This is a genomic window from Gemmatimonadota bacterium, assembly GCA_026705765.1.
Classification (GTDB): Bacteria; Latescibacterota; UBA2968; order UBA2968; family UBA2968; genus VXRD01.
This window is the reverse complement of the sequence record JAPPAB010000037.1, coordinates 1-18,938: the sequence shown is the minus strand read 5'-3', so window position 1 is coordinate 18,938 and position 18,938 is coordinate 1. Positions and strand designations below refer to the sequence as shown.

The 18,938-nt window shown below is 48.1% G+C and carries 14 protein-coding genes and 1 pseudogene; 13 read left to right on the top strand and 2 right to left on the bottom strand.

The features are described from left to right. The first annotated feature begins 43 nt into the window (after nucleotides 1-43). From OXH16_04755 to OXH16_04705, 11 genes are all read left to right on the top strand, one after another. Nucleotides 44-352, top strand: coding sequence for a hypothetical protein (locus tag OXH16_04755; GenBank protein ID MCY3680683.1), 309 nt, complete (start codon nucleotides 44-46; stop codon nucleotides 350-352). Between the two features lie 9 nt (nucleotides 353-361). Continuing rightward, a complete protein-coding gene (locus OXH16_04750; protein MCY3680682.1) occupies nucleotides 362-1,525 on the top strand; it encodes an MFS transporter in 1,164 nt (387 codons plus the stop codon). A gap of 279 nt (nucleotides 1,526-1,804) precedes the next feature. Beyond that, on the top strand, nucleotides 1,805-2,386 hold the full coding sequence (locus OXH16_04745) for an RNA polymerase sigma factor (GenBank protein ID MCY3680681.1): 582 nt from the start codon (nucleotides 1,805-1,807) through the stop codon (nucleotides 2,384-2,386). A 24-nt stretch (nucleotides 2,387-2,410) separates the two neighbouring features. Next, complete coding sequence (locus OXH16_04740) at nucleotides 2,411-4,792, top strand: ABC transporter permease (GenBank protein ID MCY3680680.1); 2,382 nt, start codon at nucleotides 2,411-2,413, stop codon at nucleotides 4,790-4,792. A 9-nt stretch (nucleotides 4,793-4,801) separates the two neighbouring features. Beyond that, nucleotides 4,802-5,014 carry a putative toxin-antitoxin system toxin component, PIN family gene (locus OXH16_04735; protein MCY3680679.1) on the top strand — a complete coding sequence of 71 codons (213 nt, stop codon included), beginning with the start codon at nucleotides 4,802-4,804 and terminating at the stop codon, nucleotides 5,012-5,014. Further along, complete coding sequence (locus OXH16_04730) at nucleotides 5,007-5,276, top strand: toxin-antitoxin system HicB family antitoxin (GenBank protein MCY3680678.1); 270 nt, start codon at nucleotides 5,007-5,009, stop codon at nucleotides 5,274-5,276. The genes OXH16_04735 and OXH16_04730 overlap by 8 nt, the downstream gene beginning before the upstream one ends. Before the next feature lie 284 nt (nucleotides 5,277-5,560). Beyond that, the gene (locus tag OXH16_04725; GenBank protein ID MCY3680677.1) at nucleotides 5,561-8,062 is read left to right on the top strand and encodes an ABC transporter permease; all 2,502 of its coding nucleotides are present in this window, start codon (nucleotides 5,561-5,563) and stop codon (nucleotides 8,060-8,062) included. 29 nt (nucleotides 8,063-8,091) lie between these two features. Beyond that, complete coding sequence (locus OXH16_04720) at nucleotides 8,092-10,416, top strand: ABC transporter permease (protein MCY3680676.1); 2,325 nt, start codon at nucleotides 8,092-8,094, stop codon at nucleotides 10,414-10,416. A 22-nt stretch (nucleotides 10,417-10,438) separates the two neighbouring features. Beyond that, the gene (locus OXH16_04715; protein ID MCY3680675.1) at nucleotides 10,439-12,868 is read left to right on the top strand and encodes an ABC transporter permease; all 2,430 of its coding nucleotides are present in this window, start codon (nucleotides 10,439-10,441) and stop codon (nucleotides 12,866-12,868) included. A gap of 56 nt (nucleotides 12,869-12,924) precedes the next feature. Continuing rightward, the gene (locus OXH16_04710) at nucleotides 12,925-15,351 is read left to right on the top strand and encodes an ABC transporter permease (protein ID MCY3680674.1); all 2,427 of its coding nucleotides are present in this window, start codon (nucleotides 12,925-12,927) and stop codon (nucleotides 15,349-15,351) included. Nucleotides 15,352-15,460: 109 nt separating this feature from the next. After that, a complete protein-coding gene (locus tag OXH16_04705; GenBank protein ID MCY3680673.1) occupies nucleotides 15,461-15,775 on the top strand; it encodes a DUF2283 domain-containing protein in 315 nt (104 codons plus the stop codon). A gap of 27 nt (nucleotides 15,776-15,802) precedes the next feature. Here the strand turns inward: OXH16_04705 and OXH16_04700 are convergent, their stop codons facing one another. Continuing rightward, nucleotides 15,803-16,588 (bottom strand): metallophosphoesterase family protein, encoded by a 786-nt coding sequence (locus tag OXH16_04700; GenBank protein MCY3680672.1) that lies wholly within the window; start codon nucleotides 16,586-16,588, stop codon nucleotides 15,803-15,805. Between the two features lie 423 nt (nucleotides 16,589-17,011). Between OXH16_04700 and OXH16_04695 the strand changes: the two are divergent. Both OXH16_04695 and OXH16_04690 read left to right on the top strand, forming a co-directional pair. After that, a pseudogene (locus OXH16_04695) lies at nucleotides 17,012-17,266 on the top strand (DUF2442 domain-containing protein). A gap of 395 nt (nucleotides 17,267-17,661) precedes the next feature. Continuing rightward, nucleotides 17,662-18,096 (top strand): PIN domain-containing protein, encoded by a 435-nt coding sequence (locus OXH16_04690; GenBank protein ID MCY3680671.1) that lies wholly within the window; start codon nucleotides 17,662-17,664, stop codon nucleotides 18,094-18,096. Between the two features lie 220 nt (nucleotides 18,097-18,316). Here the strand turns inward: OXH16_04690 and OXH16_04685 are convergent, their stop codons facing one another. Further along, complete coding sequence (locus OXH16_04685) at nucleotides 18,317-18,763, bottom strand: histidine phosphatase family protein (GenBank protein MCY3680670.1); 447 nt, start codon at nucleotides 18,761-18,763, stop codon at nucleotides 18,317-18,319. Nucleotides 18,764-18,938: the final 175 nt, after the last annotated feature.

Sequence of the window (18,938 nt, the reverse complement as noted above, 5' to 3'; positions counted from 1 at the left end):
TATATGACTCCGCCCCCTCTCTCCAAAGAGAAACAGGAGATCTATGATGGCCGAAACATCCGAATCTCAAGCGACCACATCTGACGATAATACCCATTGGGGCATTGCGTATCTACGCGAAGACCTGCAAGACATGCGCCTGCAGATGCGCGAAGACAGCAAAGAGTTGCGCCTGCAGATGGTCGAAACAAATAATCGCATTGACCAGTTCAACCAGTCACTCGGACAGCGTATTGACGAGACGAATAATCGCATTGATGAAACGAATAAAATCCTTGAATCCCGTTTCATCTGGATCATTACCACCATGGTCGCAATAACGGGCATTCTCATCGCCGTGATCAAACTGTAAAACCTGCCCTTGTCCTCAAATAGCGATAACAGCCGTTTTCAGACCCGTGACGTAATCACCCTCTCCGGTGGGCATGCGGTACACGACACATACAGCGGATTCTTACCCCCCTTACTCCCCATCTTCATACAAACCCTCTCCCTATCCAAAACCGAAGCCAGCTTATTAATGGTCGTCAGGCAGGCACCCTCGGTATTTCAACCCATCATCGGACATCAGGCAGACCGCCTGAACTTGCGATCTCTCGTAATCCTGGGACCTGCAATAACGGGCATCGCCATGAGCCTGCTCGGCATAGCCCACGGTTATCTCGCCCTCGTCGTCCTATTATTAATCACGGGATTTAGCTCCGCGGCATTTCACGCCGTTGGACCCGCAATGGCCGGAACGCTCTCGGGATCCAACCTCGGTCGCGGAATGGGCATCTGGATGTTATGCGGTGAACTCGGCCGCACCCTGGGACCTATCTTAATCGTAAGCGTCATCGGCCTGTGGGGAATCGTCGGAATGACCTATCTGATACCCGCCGGTATATTGGCCTCGCTGATACTCTTATTGCGGATGAGAAGCGTCGGCAGCCGCGTCATATCAGCCTATAAAGCACTAACCTGGCAGGCCGCCTTAAAACGCATGGCACCGATCCTGGTGCCTCTATCGGGCATTGTATTTGTCCGAGCATTTATGATGGCCTCCCTGACCGCATTCCTCCCCACCTTTTTGACCGAAGAAGGCGCCAGCTTATGGCTATCGGGCGCATCTCTCTCCGTCCTGGAAGGCGCGGGCATTGGCGGTGCGCTAATCGGCGGATGGGTAAGCGACCGATGGGGCCGCAAACAGGTTCTCGGCTTCTCCATGATCGCAACCCCCCTCCTCCTATTTGTCTTTCTCGAAACCCAGGGCTGGGCATTATTTCCCATCTTAATCATCCTGGGCTTTGTCGCTCTCTCCACCGGTCCCGTAGTCATGGCAATGGTACAGGAAAGCTGCCCAGAAAACCGGGCATTTGCCAACGGGCTTTACATGGGCGCGGGATTCGTGCTTCGCGGTGTCGCCATGTTGCTCCTCGGCATCATGGCAGATGCTTACGGCCTGCGCCGGGCTTTTGAAATCAGCGCAATTTTGATGTTAATCGGCGTTGTGCTGGTATTTCGGATACCGGGTAGAAGTTCATAATTTACGTGGCAAACTCCCTCTCTCACCTCCCATCCCACCTTTCATAAGTGTTCATTTTCGGACACCACTGTATCAAAATCGGACACTTCCTAAACTGCCAATTTCAAGCAAATTCTCATAACTCCTTGTTATTTCATTATTTGAATCTTTTGGCACGATTATTGCAGTAAAATCGGGACAAAGAACACGCTACGTTACCAGATCAATTCTACAACTTCGGAACAGTGAGCCTGCAAGCTGTGAAAGCGGCAAAAATGAACCCCGTGGAGGCATTGCGATATGAATAAACGATTAGATATAGAAACCGATGTACAATTGATCCACATGATAAAAGCTGGCGACAAAAGCGCGTTTGGCAAACTCTACCATCTGCACCAGAATCGCGTGCGCGCCATTGTCGGGCGATATGTGAAGGACCGCGACGAAACCGAAGACCTGATGCAGGTGGTATTCATGAAAGTCTTTCAGAGCCTGCGCCATTTTCGCGGCGAATCGGCATTCACAACCTATCTAACGCGCATTGCCATCAACGTCGGGCGGTCACACCTACGATCCCGACTATCCCGAAAAAACGGCATGGAAACAGCAGCGCGACACATGCCCGAACCCATTACCCTGACAACGCCAGAAGATAGCGTCATAAAAAAAGAACGCCATCAACTCTTAACACAGGGCTTGCGCACATTGCCCAAAGAGCAACAACGCGCAATGTGGCTTCGCTACATAAAAGAACTATCCTACCGCGAAATCGTATGGGAAATGCAAGCACCCCTCGGCACCGTAAAAATCTGGCTCCACCGCGGGCGCCATCAGCTAAAACGCGCGCTGGAAAAACAAGAGGTCGGAGGCTGGGCGGGCTGACCGCGATCCATCAGGAGGTTTCTCATGATCAAAAATTACTTTGTTGTCGCGATTCGCAATCTAATGCGAAAGAAACTCTACACATTCATCAATGTGTTCGGCCTCGGCCTGGGGCTTGCCTGCTGTATCTTGATGGCTCTCTTTGTCAAACACGAATGGTCACGCGACCGGTTTCACGAGAATCACGACCAGATGTTTCGGTTGGTAGCGCAAAGGGTTCAATCAGACGGGGAGGCGATTCCATTTAATATCTGGGATACGGTATATCCGCTTTTGGTTGTCGATGAGTTGAAAGATGAAATTCCGAGTGTTGAACAAGCCTGTGCATTTATGCGGCACACGAGGAGTAAAATCACAAGGGGGGAAAAATCTTTTCGTTCAGACATGGGGTTTGTGAGTGGTAATTTCTTTGCGATGTTTACATTTCCTTTTTTGTCAGGTGATCCTAAAACAGCACTCGCTCAACCAGATGGGATAGTGATTACCGAAACAACAGCACGCAAGTTTTTTGGGAATGTAAAGGATTACAACACACTGATAGGGCAATCACTGAATATAAAAAATAAGTTGTTTATCGTAACCGGTGTTATGACAGATGTGCCTACAACATCAAGTCTTCAATTCGACGTGTTGGTTTTGATAAAAGCCGAAAAAGGCTTTGGACTTGCAAGACGTTACAACGATGCAAGTGCGTGGATCTTTGTGCAAATAGAGAAAACAAATGCTTCTCGCGTGCTTGAAGATCTCAATCACTGGACAAAAAAAGAAAAATTGCGGGAAGAGATATTCGACAACAAACCATTTAACTTTATTCTTCAGCCCTTAACGGATGTGTACTGGAACACAGACATTCCCAATCACTACGGACCGCAGGGCAATCCAACAGGGGTTTATATCTTGTGGGGACTTGCATGGCTGGTCTTGCTCATTGCGTGCAGCAACTTTATTACCCTATCGGTCGCAGAGTCCTCCGGGCGGGCAAAAGAAGTGGGCTTGCGCAAAGTGGTAGGTGCTAACCGCGGTCAGATTATTCAGCAGTTCTGGAGCGAAGCACTGGTATTGTGCTTCTTGGGCTTGTTCGTAGGCACTGCACTTGCCGAAATCCTGTTGCCCGTATTCAATGGATTTGTACATCAAAAATTGACCCTCGCGTATTTTGACGATTGGTGGGTATTGCTGCTCCTGCTCGGCGTTGTCGGGCTAATTGCCGGCAGTTATCCCGCTCTGGTCTTGTCGCGATTTCAACCTGTTTTAGCCATAAAAGGTGAAGCACGCCTTGGCGGACGCAACTTTTTGACGCGCACGTTAATCATTCTGCAATACGCGGCCTCCATAGCCCTCATCATTGGCACAGGTGTGATGCTTCAGCAACAGGATTATGTGCGGAACAAAAATCTGGGCTTTAACAAAGAGCAAGTCGCCATTGTGCAGACAAATTGGCGGACAGCTAAATCCTATAAGCAGGCCATTGTAAACGACTCACGCATTGCGGGCGTTACAATTACGGATCGCACACTCACAACAACAAGTGGTTATTCCTGGGCCAATTACCCATTGCCCGATGGCTCGATAGTTGAGATGAAGGTGATTGGCGTAGATGTCGATTATATCTCCACTTTGGAGATACCTCTTCTCGCTGGCCGAAATTTTTCGGAAGACCGTCCTTCAGACCTGAATAATGCCATATTGGTCAACGAAACCCTGGCAAAGCAGTTGGGCCTCGAAAACCCGGTGGGAAAAACGCTGGCAGGCTTTGGAAGGAATGGCGTTAACGATCCCGTTGTCATTGGTATCGTGCGCGATTTTCACATAAAGTCTTTGCACAACCAGATTGAGCCATTGGCATTGCTGATGGAAAAATACAACTATGGCCCATTTCTGCTAATTCGCATGCGCTCAGGTCCAATTTTTGAAACGATTGACATGCTCAAAAACACCTGGGAAAAAGTTGTACCCAATACGCCCTTTGAACTCTCGTTTTTGGATGAAAGCCTGAATCAACAGTATGCCAATGAAGTCTATTGGTTTCGCGTATTGAGCCATTCAGCGCTGGTGGCTATCTTGCTTTCGTGTTTGGGATTGTTCGGACTGGCGTCACTGGCGGTTGCGCGTCGGACAAAGGAGATTGGGATTCGGAAGGTGCTGGGGGCTTCTGTCCATCATGTGATGTGGTTGTTTTCCAGAGATTTTATCAAACTGCTACTGGTCGCCAATATCATTGCCTATCCTATTGCTTACTGGATGATGAATCAATGGCTGACCAATTTCGCATATCGTATTGAACTCGGCATAGGCGTTTTTGGCATCGCCGGGATACTGACCCTCTTCGTCGCGCTGTTAACAGTGAATTTTCAAACATTGAAAGCCGCGCGCCGCAATCCCGTGGATGCCCTGCGAGATGAATAAGCTATCAGGTTGCCTACCTTCGTTCAAAGCAATACATTCTTGACATTTGTTCGCGATGAAAACGATAACATGTTTATCGATCTGGCTTTCGCAAGCAATGCGCGATATATCATTACTCAAAATGTCGATGATTTTACAAAAGGAACGGAATTGATATTTGACCAGTTCGACATCATTACGCCAGCGCAATTTGCTCGATATTGGAGACAACGTTATGAATAAAAAGAATCACGTACTGACCATCCGCGTGCCGAAGGATCTCAAAGAGAGAATAGAAAAGACAGCCGAAAAACAGGGCGTGTCTATGAATCAGTTTGCGATTTATGCTTTTGCGCGCGAAATTGCCGAGCTTGAAACCACAGCCTTTTTTCAAAACCAATATGCTGGCAAAGACAAACGAGAAATTCTGGAGGCGTTTGACGCTGTTATGAGCAAACAAATCCCCAGTCAAACGCCACCAGACTGGGACCAATTGGATATATGAACGCGAACTTATTGGATCAAAAAAATTAGCTATTATCAGGCACATTGAACTAAAAACAATGTGCCTGTTTTTTGTATTAAGTGTTCATTTTCGGACACCACTGTATCAAAATCGGACACTTATTAAACTGAGTTCAGAGCACGAATTTTCATAACTACTTGTAAAACATAGAGAAGATCCCTTTGGCACAGTAATTGCTTGTTATTTTAATACGTTCACTTACCTGAATGATAAATGGCTGACCGCTGACTGTAAAATAACTGGACAGAACAGAGGATAAGACCATGATCAAAAATTATCTAACCGTTGCGATCCGCAATTTGATGCGGCACAAATTGTACACCTCCATCAATGTACTGGGCCTTGCCATCGGGCTGGCGTGTGGCATTTTGATCCTGTTGTACATTCAGCAGGAATTTGCAGTAAATCGCGCCCACACCCTGGGCGACCGCATTTACAAAGTGATTCGAGAAGAGCGCAGCACACAAACAACTTACAGCAGCGGCACATCAGGCGCACTCGGTCCCGTATTAAAAGAAACATTTCCCGAAGTAGAAACAACGGTGCGTATCTGGCGATGGACTGTATCTGTACAATACGGCGAGCGCAAGGATCGATATCTCCTTGCGCTGGTAGATGACAACTTTCTGGACGTATTCGATTTTCCCCTCATAAAAGGTGACTTAGAAACCGCGTTTCGCACACCCTACTCTGTGGTCATTACCGACGACATGGCGCAACACTTGTTTGGCGATATTGATCCGATGGGGCAAACACTTTCAATCGACAGTCGCAGTTTCCCAGGCGAGTACACAGTTACCGGCATCGTAAAAGCACCACACCTCTCATCTGGCTTTTATTTTCAAATACTCTCAACCACAATACCCTCCGTAGAAGAAACGCAAGAGGTGTGGACAATGTGGTGCCCCACGCAATCGTGGCGTCCGGTAAACACCTATGTGCTATTAAAAGTGGGACAAAACTCAGAAACCCTACAAGCGAAAATGCAGTCGTTGATCGTGCAGTATCTGGGGGATGAAGTCGCGGCTGAAAATAAGTCTCGTTGGCCTCATTATCCCCTTCAGCCATTGATCAAACAGCATATAGGGAATGACGTTGCCTCAAAAAACACCTATCATCTACAACCCCTGCACCGCGTGTACCTGTATGGCGAATCCGATTTTAACCCAACTGCCGACAGCCCCATGCAACACATTTACATGCTGACAGCTATTGGGCTGATCCTCGTGGTCATTGCCTGCGTGAACTTTACAAACCTGGCAACTGCACGCGCTGTCACCCGCAAGCGCGAAGTCGGCGTGCGAAAAGTCGTTGGCGCGCATCGTCCACAACTGATGGTCCAGTTTTTGAGCGAATCCCTGCTTTTAACCTGTTCCGCCCTGCTGATTGCCCTCGCACTGGTCGAGCTATGCCTGCCCTTATTCAACCAATTCGTACGCGGCAATCTACACCTCAACGCGGCTACAGTAATAATAGGTACACCGGCAGTACTGGCACTAACAGTGTTGGTCGGACTGCTGGCGGGATGGTATCCGGCGTTTTTCCTCTCATCCTTTCGCCCGGTAACAGCATTAAAAAGCAGTGCGTCTTCCTCCCCGGGTTCCACAGGACTGAAGAAAGGACTCGTGGTTTTTCAGTTTGGCATGTCCATCTTGCTGGTAATCTGCACCCTCGTGGTCTATCAGCAACTGAAATTTATAGAAACCAAAGACATGGGTTTTGCACGCGATCACATTGTGAGTTTACCCATTTTTGTCCCTGACTTTTCCGGAGAGCCAAACCCACAAAAACGCCTTTCAGCACGCCACCAAATGATCAAACAGGTCTTTCTCGAACACCCTAATATCCTCAGCGCATCGGCACTGCGATACGAAATCACGGGATACAGCGGACGACTGCGACTGGCCTGGCCCAATGGGGATCGCACAAAAGAACAGACATTTCGCATAAACGAAGTAGATGATTCATTCTTTGAAACATTTGACATTCCCGTACTTCGCGGTCGCGCCTTTTCAGCCGATGTTGCCAGCGATACCTCTCAGGCAATTATCTTAAACGAAACAGCCGTGCGCCTCCTCGGCTGGGAAGAAGATCCGATTGGCAAACAGATTGTGTTACCAGCGTATGACAACTTGTCCCTGACCGTAATTGGCGTCGTAAAAGACTACCACAATTTGACGCTGCGAGAAGAAATAGCCCCCATGGGGTTTTTGGCCCGCTGGAAGATGTTTTATTCGCTGGCCCTGCGCATCCGACCAGAAAACACCGCGCAAACCCTATCCTTCCTCGAAACCCAGTGGAAACGCTTTGTGCCAGATGCGCCCTTTGAATATCACTTCCTGGACGAACTCATAGATTGGATCTATTTCAACGAACAACTCACCGGCAAAATGCTCGGGGTATTTTCATTGCTCGCAATTTTCGTAGCCTGTTTGGGGCTATTCGGACTGGCCGCATTCATGGTTCAATCGCGCACCAAAGAAATTGGTGTGCGAAAAGTACTGGGCGCATCCACACCGCATCTGGTCATGCTGCTCTCCCGCGAATTTATGTTGCTCATCCTGCTCTCCAATCTCATCGCCTGGCCAATCGCCTATTACCTGATGCGCGACTGGCTCTCCGGATTTGCCTATCAGACAGACCTGAACGTCTTGCCATTTATCGCAAGTGCAATAATGGCACTGATCATCGCCTTTGGAACCGTGAGCATGCAAGCCATCCGGGCAGCGCGATCCAATCCCATTGATGCACTGCGATATGAGTGATCAGTTTCCATCCTGCAAAGGAGAAACCCATGTTCGGTGAAATATCTCTACTCAGCAGCTATCTGAAAACGGCGCTCCGCAACCTCGCCAGGCACCGCATCTACTCGGCCATCAACATCATCGGCATTGCCATCGGCCTCGCATTCTGCATCCTCACCTTTCTCTTTGTCCACAACGAATGGACCTACGACACCTTTCACAAAAACGCCGACCGTATCTACCGGGTTTCTGGTACGACACCAGAACCCCTCGGACCTGCAATAGCAGAAGCATTCCCAGACATGCAGACCGTTCGTTTCAGCAGTAGTGGGGGAAAAATTGGTACAGAAGACCGCGCTTTTCGAGCAACTTTGGGTTTTGTCGATCCCAACTTCCTCGACATTTTTTCTTTTCCAGTCATTCACGGAGATCCCGCTCAAGCACTCCAGGACAAGTATTCTGTAATCATAACAGAAAAAATCGCGCAGAAATATTTCAACAACGCCAACCCCGTCGGGGAACAGCTTCCCATTCAGTACTTCGGGAAAGAAATTCAAAACTACACCATCACGGGCATTGTAAAAAACGTGCCCAAAAACTCCACACTTCAATTTGACATACTACTGCCATTTGAACCAAATCCCATGATGCGTGCCCCAAGCCGATGGAATGTATATTACCTGGATACGTATATGATGCTCCCTCCAAATGTATCCCCAAATAGTGTCGAACAGCAATTTCCCAGATTGACCAAGATCTGGTGGGGCGACGAGAAAGAACTCAAACTCCTGCCGATCACCCAAATGCATTTTGCTCAAAACCTGGGGGTGCGTAACAGCAGTAATCCCGTTTATTCATACATCCTATCGGGCATTGCTATCCTCGTGCTATTTATCGCCTGTATCAACTTCATCACCCTGACCCTCGGACGTCAGGCAACGCGAGCGCGAGAAGTCGGCTTGCGAAAAGTCGTCGGCGCAGGACGCATGCAGATTGCAAAACAATTTATCGGCGAATCGCTCTTACTCATCACCATCGCGCTCATCGCTGGCATTGCCATCGCAGAACTCGCCTTGCCAACATTCAACACTCTGGCCGGAAAATCCCTATCCATGAGCGACGGCCTCAACACCACAACACTCGCCTTTCTCATTCTCCTCGTCAGCCTCGTCGGCATCACAGCAGGGGGTTATCCCGCTTTTATCTTATCCCGATTGCAGCCGACCCAAATCATAACAAGCCGATTGCAAATCAAAACGGGCAATCGTTTCGGCAAGATATTAGTCATCTTTCAGTTTGCCCTATCCATATTCTTCATCATCACCACCTTAATGATGGCCCAACAACTCACATTCTTGAGAACCAAACCCCTGGGGTATCAAACCGAACACGTTGTCGCTATTCAGACTCAGGCACTGCAAAGAGAAGGCAAAACCCTGCCAACCGTTTTTCGGGATGCCCTGCTATCACATCCCTCAGTCATAAGCACGACCTGGCTTGGTCATAGATTAAACAACAACATGAGCTCCCGGTCTGGTGTAACTTATGAAGGGAGTCCTACGCAATACGTTGAACGCATCTCGATTGATTACGATTTGTTCAAAACGCTCGACATGAAACTCGTTTCAGGTCGAGAATACGACAGAGACTTTCCAACCGATGCCAAAGAAGCAATCCTTGTCAACGAAGCACTCGTCCAAAAACTCGGTATAGAAGACCCTGTTGGCAAAACAATCGAACATGGACGAGACAAGACCATCATCGGTGTTGTCCGCGATTTCCACTTTCGCTCCCTGCATCACAAAATCGAACCCGCCATTCTGCCCCTCTCTACAAGTCATTGGTCCTTGTGGGTTCGCATTCACCCCGAAAACGTGCCGGGCACCATCGCTTTTACAAAAGAAAAATGGGCAGAAGTTGCCCCCAATCAGACATTCAGATTTTCATTTATCGATGAAGATCTGGACAAACAATATAAAAAAGAAGAACGCTGGAATCTCATGATCCAATACGCCACAGGATTCGCCATCTTCATCGCTGCACTCGGCGCATTCGGACTGGCTGCATTAGCTGTCGCACGACGCACCAAAGAAATCGGCATTCGCAAAGTATTGGGCGCATCCCAAACCCAGATTTTATCCCTGCTCTCAAGAGAATTTGTCCTCTACATCGCCCTATCAAGCCTCATCGCATTCCCTATCGCCTATTACGCGACCAATCAATGGTTACAAACCTTCGCCTACCGCACTGAATTGGGTATTGACGCATTCTTACTCGGCAGCATAGTCATGTTCCTCGTCGTACTCACAACCGTCACCTCTCAAACCCTCAAAGCCGCACGCGCAAACCCGGCGGATGCCCTGCGAGATGAATAGTGAATAATGAGAGGATCTTCTCATGATCAAAAATTATCTGACCGTTGCGATCCGCAATTTGATGCGACACAAATTGTACACATCTATCAATGTATTGGGACTTGCTATCGGATTGGCGTGTGGCATTCTGATCCTGTTGTACATCCAGCAGGAATTTGCAGTAAATCGTTCTCACACCCTGGGCGACCGCATTTACAAAGTAATTCGAGAACAACGCGGCAACACAAAAACAACTTATGGCATCGGTACATCAGGTACACTCGGTCCTGCGCTGGAAGAAACATTTCCCGAAGTAGAAACAACCGTGCGTATCTGGTGGGGGGGCGTATCTGCACAATACGGCGAGCGCAAGGGTCGATACTCCTTTGCACTGACAGATGACAACTTTCTGAATGTATTTGATTTTCCCCTCATAAAAGGTGACTTAGAAACCGCGTTTCGCACGCCCTACTCTGTGGTCATTACCGACGACATGGCGCAACACTTGTTTGGCGATACGGACCCAATGGGCAAAACATTTTCAATCGACGACAACAGTTTCCCTGGCGAGTACACAGTCACCGGCATTGTAAAGGAGCCTCATCACTCACCAGAACTTTATTTTCAAATACTCGCAACCACAATACCCCCTGTAGAAGAGACGCAACGGGCGTGGACAATGTGGCGGCCTTTGCTATCGTGGCGTCCGGTAAACACCTATGTGCTATTAAAAGCAGGACAAAACGCAGAAACTCTCCAGGCGAAAATGCAGTCGTTGATCAAACAGTATATGGGGGATGAAGTTGCAGCAAAAAACGCCTACCATCTACAGCCTCTGTACCGCGTGTACCTGTATGGCAAATCCGATTTTGACCCGGCTGCCGACAGCCCCATACAACAAATTTACATGCTGGCGGCCATCGGGCTGATCGTAGTGGTCATTGCATGCGTGAACTTTACAAATCTGGCAACTGCACGCGCTGTCACCCGCAATCGCGAAGTCGGCGTGCGAAAAGTGGTTGGCGCGCATCGCCCACAACTGATGGTCCAGTTTTTGAGCGAATCCCTGCTTTTAACCTCCGCCGCCCTGCTGATTGCCCTTGTACTGGTTGAGTTATTCCTACCCTTATTCAACCAATTTGTGTACAGCGATTTGCACCTCGATACAGCTACAATAATGACCTGTGCGCCAGCGGTACTGGCATTCACATTGTTGGTCGGACTGCTGGCGGGATGGTATCCGGCATTTTTCCTCTCATCCTTTCGCCCGATCACCGCGTTAAAAAGTAGCGCGTCTTCCTCCTCGGGTTCTGCGTGGTTGAAGAAAGGACTCGTGATTTTTCAATTTGGCATGTCCATCTTACTGGTGATCTGCACCCTGGTGGTTTATCAGCAACTGCTGTTTATAGACACCAAAGACATGGGTTTTGCGCGTGACCACATTGTGAGTTTACCCATCTTTGCTCACGACCGTGAGCATGAACTCGACCCACAAATGCGCCTTTCGGCACGCCACCAGATGGTCAAACAGGTCTTTCTCGAACATCCCAATATCCTCAGCGCGTCGGCACTGCGATACGACATCTCGGGATACGGCGGACGACCACGACTAATCTGGCCCGATAGAGACCGCACAAAAGAACGGACAATTCGCATGAACGAAGTCGATGATTCGTTCTTTGAAACATTTGACATTCCCGTGCTTCGCGGTCGCGCCTTTTCAGCCGCTGTTGCCAGCGATACCTCTCAGGCGATTATCTTGAATGAAACAGCCGTGCGCCTGCTCGGCTGGGAAGATGATCCGATTGGCAAACAGATCGAGTGGCAGGCATTGACAAATCCAACTCTGACCGTAATTGGCGTTGTAAAAGACTATCACAGCTTGACGCTGCGAGAAGAAATAGCCCCCATGGGATTTGTAGCCCGCTGGAAACTATTTTCTTCGCTGGCCTTGCGCATCCGACCGGAAAACACCGCGCAAACCCTGTCCTTTCTCGAAACCCAGTGGAAACGCTTTGTGCCAGAGGAACCTTTTGAATGTCACTTTTTAGATGAAATCATACGGTGGTACTATTTTGACGAACAACTCACCGGCAAAATGCTCGGAGTATTTTCACTGCTGGCAATTTTTGTAGCCTGTTTGGGACTGTTTGGACTCGCCGCATTCATGGTTCAATCGCGCACCAAAGAAATTGGCGTGCGGAAGGTCCTGGGCGCATCCACACCGCATCTGGTCATGCTACTCTCCCGCGAATTTATGTTGCTCATCCTGCTCGCCAACCTCATCGCCTGGCCAATTGCCTACTACCTGATGCGCGACTGGCTCTCTGGATTTGCCTATCAGACAGACCTGAATGCATTGCCATTTGTCGCAAGTGCGATAATGGCATTGATCATCGCCTTTGGCACCGTGAGCATGCAGGCCATTCGCGCAGCGCGATCCAATCCAATTGACGCCTTGAGATATGAATGAAATGGAGGCTGGAGACTGGGTAAACTGACTACTGCGAAGGAACAGAGGATAACAGCATGATCAAAAATTATCTGACCGTTGCGATCCGCAACATCGCCAGAAACAAAACATTCTCTACCATCAACATTGTTGGGCTGGCTATTGGCTTGGCCAGTTGTATTCTCATTCTGTTATTTGTGCAACGCGGGTTTCGCGTGAATCGATCTCACGAAAAAGCAGATCGTATTTACAGGGTTATTCAGGAGACGCATAGAGAAGACAAAACGCTTTCCTGGAGTTCCGGCACGCCTGGTGCGCTTGGTCCAGCTTTAAAATCAGAATTTTCTGAGGTTCAAGAAGGCGTTCGAATTCTGAGACGCGCATCTATTTTAGAAGGCAATGGCAAGACATTTACACAAACCGTTTCTCTTGTGGACAAGAGCCTGTTTGACGTTTTCACTTTTCCCTTTCTCAAAGGCGATCGACAAACCGCTTTGCGAGATCCTAAAAGTATTGTACTCACAGAAAGCACTGCGAAACAATTCTTCGACAACGCCGATCCGATGGGGCAAATCATCACGATTTATAACAGACAATTTCGGGGTGATTATTTGGTGACCGGGATATTGAAAGACCTTCCCCGCGAAACCACGCTAAGGTTCGACGTGCTGGTGATAGACCCAAATCGCTCTGCCTCTACCCGAAGGTATTGGGAAGAATGGGCGCAGACAGATAATATTCGGCCCGTAGAAAATTATATTTTACTTCCTGAAAGTTATGATCCTAAAATTTTGGAAAGAAAGCTACACGACTTTGCTTTACGCCACCTTGAGCCAGAAGAGGCAAAAATTACAACATATCATCTTCAACCATTCGTACGTATATATCTCTATTCTTATACTGACTATGGCGTGTGGTGGGATGGTATTGGCACGATTTACTCGCTTTCAGCGATTGCTGCTTTTGTGCTCCTTCTGGCCTGCATTAACTTCGCCAACTTATCCACTGCGCGATCTGCCGAGCGCGCCAAAGAAGTCGGACTGCGCAAAGTGGTAGGTGCTCATCGGTTACAACTCATATGCCAATTTCTTGGCGAAGCCCTCTTAATGGCAAGTGCTGCCCTGCTTGTTGCCCTTGGGCTGGTAGAATTGTTAATGCCCTCCTTTAATGACCTGATCCGAGACGAAATAAAATTGACATCAGAGTCCTTTATAAATTTGCTCCCGAGTTTGATCTGCATCACGCTTTTAACTGGCTTACTGGCGGGCAGTTATCCAGCCTTTTTCCTGTCAACCTATCAACCTGTCGAAACCTTGAAAAGGATCTTCAAAACTGGCGGCAGCGGTGCCTGGCTGCGCAAAGGACTGGTGGTTTTTCAGTTCTCCATCTCAGTTTTCCTGATCATTAGTACTTTCGCCGTGCATAATCAGATCACGTTCATGCTTAACCAGAACCTGGGGTTCGACCCCACGCGTATTATCTTACTGCCCATATTTAGGCAAAATCAGGAAATGGTTAAACATGAAGATCGATTGTCCAATCAATATGAACAAATCAAAGCGGCTTTCCATCAAAATCCCAATATTCAAAAGGCCACAGCTTTCCGGCTCGTACCAATAATTAATGGTCCCATTAGTGGCGGCATTCCCCGTCGCATTCGCCCGGAAGGATTGCAGGAAGAACAACAGATTCCCATCAACGAAGTTGATGAAACCTTTTTCGATACTTTTGGCATCGAACTGGTCATTGGCCGTACTTTTTCACCTGGACGAGCAAGACATTTTACTGCTGAATTCATAATCAATGAAACCACTGCCAAACAATTTGGGTGGAAAAATCCTATTGGCAAACAAATCGAATGGGTAGGTTCTGGCTCGGGTACAGTAGTTGGCATGGTTAAAGATTACCACTTCAGTTCACTAAAGAAAAATATCGGGCCACAGATTTTTGCCAAGCGTACCTCCTTATTTACCCAAATAGGCCTGAAAATAAGAGAAGGTGATCTTACTCAAACACTCCATTTTCTTGAAGAAATCTGGAAACAATTTGTACCTACTCAAACATTTGAATACGCGCTGTTAGAAGAAAATATTAACCGTGTCTATTGGGATGAACAACGATGGATGAAAATTTCAGGCATTTCATCTGTATTGACCATACTCATCGCCAGCCTCGGACTATTCGGCCTCGCCTCCTTCACCGCACAACAACGCATCAAAGAAATCGGCATCCGAAAAGTATTGGGCGCATCCGTTTCCAATCTCGTAATCAGGTCGTCAAAAGAGTTCGCCATACTTGTCGGCATTGCAAATCTCATTGCCTGGCCAATTGCCTATTACGCGATGAACAGGTGGCTGCAGGACTTCGCCTATCGCATTGATCTGGGTATATGGGCATTTGTATTGAGTGGTTTTCTGGCATTTTTCATCGCATTGACCACAGTGAGTTATCAAGCCTATAAAGTCGCTCGCACCAATCCCGTGGATGCTCTGCGATATGAGTAAGCTATATAACCCTTTGTTTTTTCGATTAAATTGCGGATATTTGTAAACGCGGATCCAGGGATCCCGAAATGGACTTCTGAGAAGTTGCACACGATGGAGGTAACGCATTATGAAACTACATGTCGATAAGGAAGCCGACGCGCTCTATCTGCGCCTTGACGACTCTGCTATCGTTGAATCAGAAGAGGTTTCGCTGGGTATGGTGCTTGATTACAATGCATCAAATGAAGTAGTAGGTGTATCTATGAATCAGTTTGCGATTTATGCTTTTGCACGTGAAATTGCCGAACTCGAAACCACAGCCTTTTTTCAAAATCAATATGCGGGCAAAAACAAACAAGAAATTCTGGAGGCATTTGACGCTGTTATGAGCAAACAAATCCTCGCCCAAACACCTCCTGATTGGGACCAATTGGATGGATGACTGATCCAATTTTGAATCCCCCATCAGCTACACCTCGGAAACCACACCGGGATACCGATTTTGAATCCACCAATCCGCGTGTGGCATCCCGCTCGCGCGCGTCTTTTTCACCAGCAAACTAATATCTATCAGCACGCGGCGTAACTCGATCCGAAGGCTCCTATTCTCCCAGGCAATAACGCCATATTCTGCCCAGGGAGGATATCCCCTATCGTCCGAATTATCCAATGGACCTCGAAGAACCCGGCGTATTCGATCCTGTGCGGGAACAGGCGCACCAACACTTCCGGGATTAACGATCGTGCAATCTGCATAATAACGAACCATCTGTGTATGCGTATGTCCCCCAGCCAACACCATCGCGTGATACCCAGACAGCAGGCGTTCCATCTCTTCATCTGGCGTGTGAGAAGCGATTCCATCTTCATTAGATCGTGGAGAACCGTGATAGCAAAGAAGATTGTTAGTCGCATCCAGAGGTATCTCGACCATTGCCTGGAACGTCCGCATGTAGTCGAGATCGTCAGGTGACAGCTTACGGACATCCCAGAATCGAACTTCATTTCCTCGCCTGGCGTTCTCGCTCTTTCCCCTGCCAGGACGTGGATCAAGACACCACACATCCATATTCCCCATAACAACAGGGCCATTCAGAGATTTCAACTGAGCAATAACCTCACATGGTTGGGGACCATCAGAGACGGTATCACCCAGACAAACAATGTGATCAACGGATTCTGTTTTGAGATCGTTCAAAACAGCTTCCAGAGCCACTGCATTTCCATGAATATCAGAGATGATGGCGATTCGCATATTTATACCTCCTTATCGTGAGAGAGCTTCAAAGGAATTTTTGTGCATCACTGGCCTTAAAAACAAAAAAGCGCGGAAAATCTACCATAGGAGATGTATCTCTCCTACAGTAGCTCCCCCGCGCCATTAATTCAGTTGACGCAAATCTGCTATTCATCTACACCAATGGTACGCTATAGAGCATCAGAAAGCAAGTCTTTTGGATTTGCACATTAAGACATTTTGAACAAGTGAATTTTTGAGTATAATATACTTTATATTCAAAAACGCCATTGCAAGCCTCTGTTTTTTCGGGTAAATTGCAGATATTTGTAAATACAGCGAGGACATAGGCACAGTGCACTGTCTACCGCACGTAGAAAAACGAGGAGATAGTGATCTCGAATGGACTTCTGAGAAGTTGTACAATAATGGAGGCCTGAGATGAATATTTCGACAATTGACATGCCGCAGGCTGAGCGTGTGGAAGTGACAGAAGATACGCTAACAGCAACGCTCTCTGATGGGCGAACCATCTCTGTGCCTCTGAAATGGTATCCCAGGCTCGCACATGCCACTGCTAAAGAAAGACGCAACTGGCGATGTACCAGGGGAGGCATCCAGTGGCCCGATCTGAACGAAAACCTCAGCGTTGAGGCACTGTTTGCAGGCCGTCCCTCAAAAGAAAAGCAGAAGTCCGACAAAACAAAGCCGCCAGTTCTGGACGAGTCTGCACTGGTGGAAGGGCGACTAATGGAAGTGAACTGGGCTTGTGGGACAGCGGAACTGCACTTCATCCCACAAAGGGTCGTACCATTGCGTTTTGATCCGTCTCTGAACGACGACATGCGTCGGCTGGCGACACAATATGTCGAGATCAGAGGCCGTGGTCGCTTCAAAGACAATGACGAATGGGATATTATTTACGTAGAGCAGATAACCGGCACGCGGTCAGGGTCAGAGCCATTTGACCTTGAGGCATTTCGCAACAATCCCAATCCGAAGATTTTCGATCCTGAAAAGGTCGTTACCGTTAGTGAACCTTTCGACGTAGATGAGTTCATTCGCATCATCCGCGAAGGCCGAGATGTTGAGTGAAAGGAATCCTGAAATTGGTAATCCTGGACACCAATATCGTTTCATACATCTTCAATAAAGATACCAGAGCACTGTACTACCAGAGCCAAATTCGAGGCCGTCGCGTGCTCATCTCATTCCAGACACTGGAAGAGCTTTGGTACGGAGCTTACACAAAAGGTTGGGGGGACAGACGAAAGAACGAACTCGCGCATCATCTCGAACAATACGAGGTTATTTGGCCCGGCCCTGAATTGGTGACCACATGTGCCCGCTTGCGTAGCGAACGCAAGTCTGCGGGGCGAGAAATGCGGGAATCAGACGCATGGATCGCTGCAACCGCGATTATGCTGGGTTGCGCCCTTGCATCCCACGACCACGACTTCTCCGACATTTCCGACCTGGAACTCATCCAGGCACCAGCACCACAACCAGATCAGTCACAGGAATAACGAATTATGAAACTACATGTCGATCCTGAAGTACAATCATTCGAAAAATCCAGGCTTTTCACTGAATCTCTCGAAAATCTCCGAAAAGCTTTTAAGCCCTCGGATCTGGACGATTGGGAGACTCAAAGAAATCAACTGTGGTCAAAATGGCAACTTCCTACCTGATTGTTGAGACCGACATCATCATCGACTTCTTAAGACATCAGTAGGACTCGGACACTTACTTTTCTAACTTTACAAATTCAGCAAACCCCATCTTCTTTCCAGTCAGCGAAAGAATGACCGTTTCATGACACACAACAACAACACGCTGGAAGGTCTGGTATCGTTCCAATACCCGACCAACACGACCACGCACACTGGACATTGGCTCCCAATCTCTCGTCTCTCCTGAAGGCCACTCACCTCCCAACTCATGCATTTCTGCCTCTGTTTCTCCCACAAGCGCCATCGAATCGCGCCATCCGCAAATCCATTCGTGCAGATCAAACTCGACTCGAAGCGGAAGATCGAGTATTCGGCTGAGTATAGCAGCCGATTGGAGCGCCCGTGACATTGGAGACGAGATAATAATCTGAGGATCTTCGGTTGACAGGAATTTTGAAGCATTCTCAATCTGGCTGATCCCCTTATCAAATAGCCCGTAAAACCCACAGCCTTTAGGCATGGGATATGAGGGCTTACGATTTTGGTTCTGCTTCCGTGTAGAATCGTCACGGAACATGCTTAGCATGAGTGCTCTTTCTGCTTGACAAAAACGATACATAAGTGTATATTTTTACTATGCTTAAGTCATTTAAATACAGATTGCGACCCACCAAAAAACAAGAGAAAATCTTGCT

What these genes read in the sequence shown, in the direction of transcription:
- OXH16_04755 (MCY3680683.1), top strand. Translation starts at nt 44, where the DNA reads ATGATGGCCGAAACATCCGAATCTCAAGCGACCACATCTGACGATAAT.
- OXH16_04745 (MCY3680681.1), top strand. Translation starts at nt 1,805, where the DNA reads ATGAATAAACGATTAGATATAGAAACCGATGTACAATTGATCCACATG.
- OXH16_04740 (MCY3680680.1), top strand. Translation starts at nt 2,411, where the DNA reads ATGATCAAAAATTACTTTGTTGTCGCGATTCGCAATCTAATGCGAAAG.
- OXH16_04730 (MCY3680678.1), top strand. Translation starts at nt 5,007, where the DNA reads ATGAATAAAAAGAATCACGTACTGACCATCCGCGTGCCGAAGGATCTC.
- OXH16_04725 (MCY3680677.1), top strand. Translation starts at nt 5,561, where the DNA reads ATGATCAAAAATTATCTAACCGTTGCGATCCGCAATTTGATGCGGCAC.
- OXH16_04720 (MCY3680676.1), top strand. Translation starts at nt 8,092, where the DNA reads ATGTTCGGTGAAATATCTCTACTCAGCAGCTATCTGAAAACGGCGCTC.
- OXH16_04715 (MCY3680675.1), top strand. Translation starts at nt 10,439, where the DNA reads ATGATCAAAAATTATCTGACCGTTGCGATCCGCAATTTGATGCGACAC.
- OXH16_04710 (MCY3680674.1), top strand. Translation starts at nt 12,925, where the DNA reads ATGATCAAAAATTATCTGACCGTTGCGATCCGCAACATCGCCAGAAAC.
- OXH16_04705 (MCY3680673.1), top strand. Translation starts at nt 15,461, where the DNA reads ATGAAACTACATGTCGATAAGGAAGCCGACGCGCTCTATCTGCGCCTT.
- OXH16_04700 (MCY3680672.1), bottom strand. Translation starts at nt 16,588, where the DNA reads ATGCGAATCGCCATCATCTCTGATATTCATGGAAATGCAGTGGCTCTG.
- OXH16_04685 (MCY3680670.1), bottom strand. Translation starts at nt 18,763, where the DNA reads ATGCCTAAAGGCTGTGGGTTTTACGGGCTATTTGATAAGGGGATCAGC.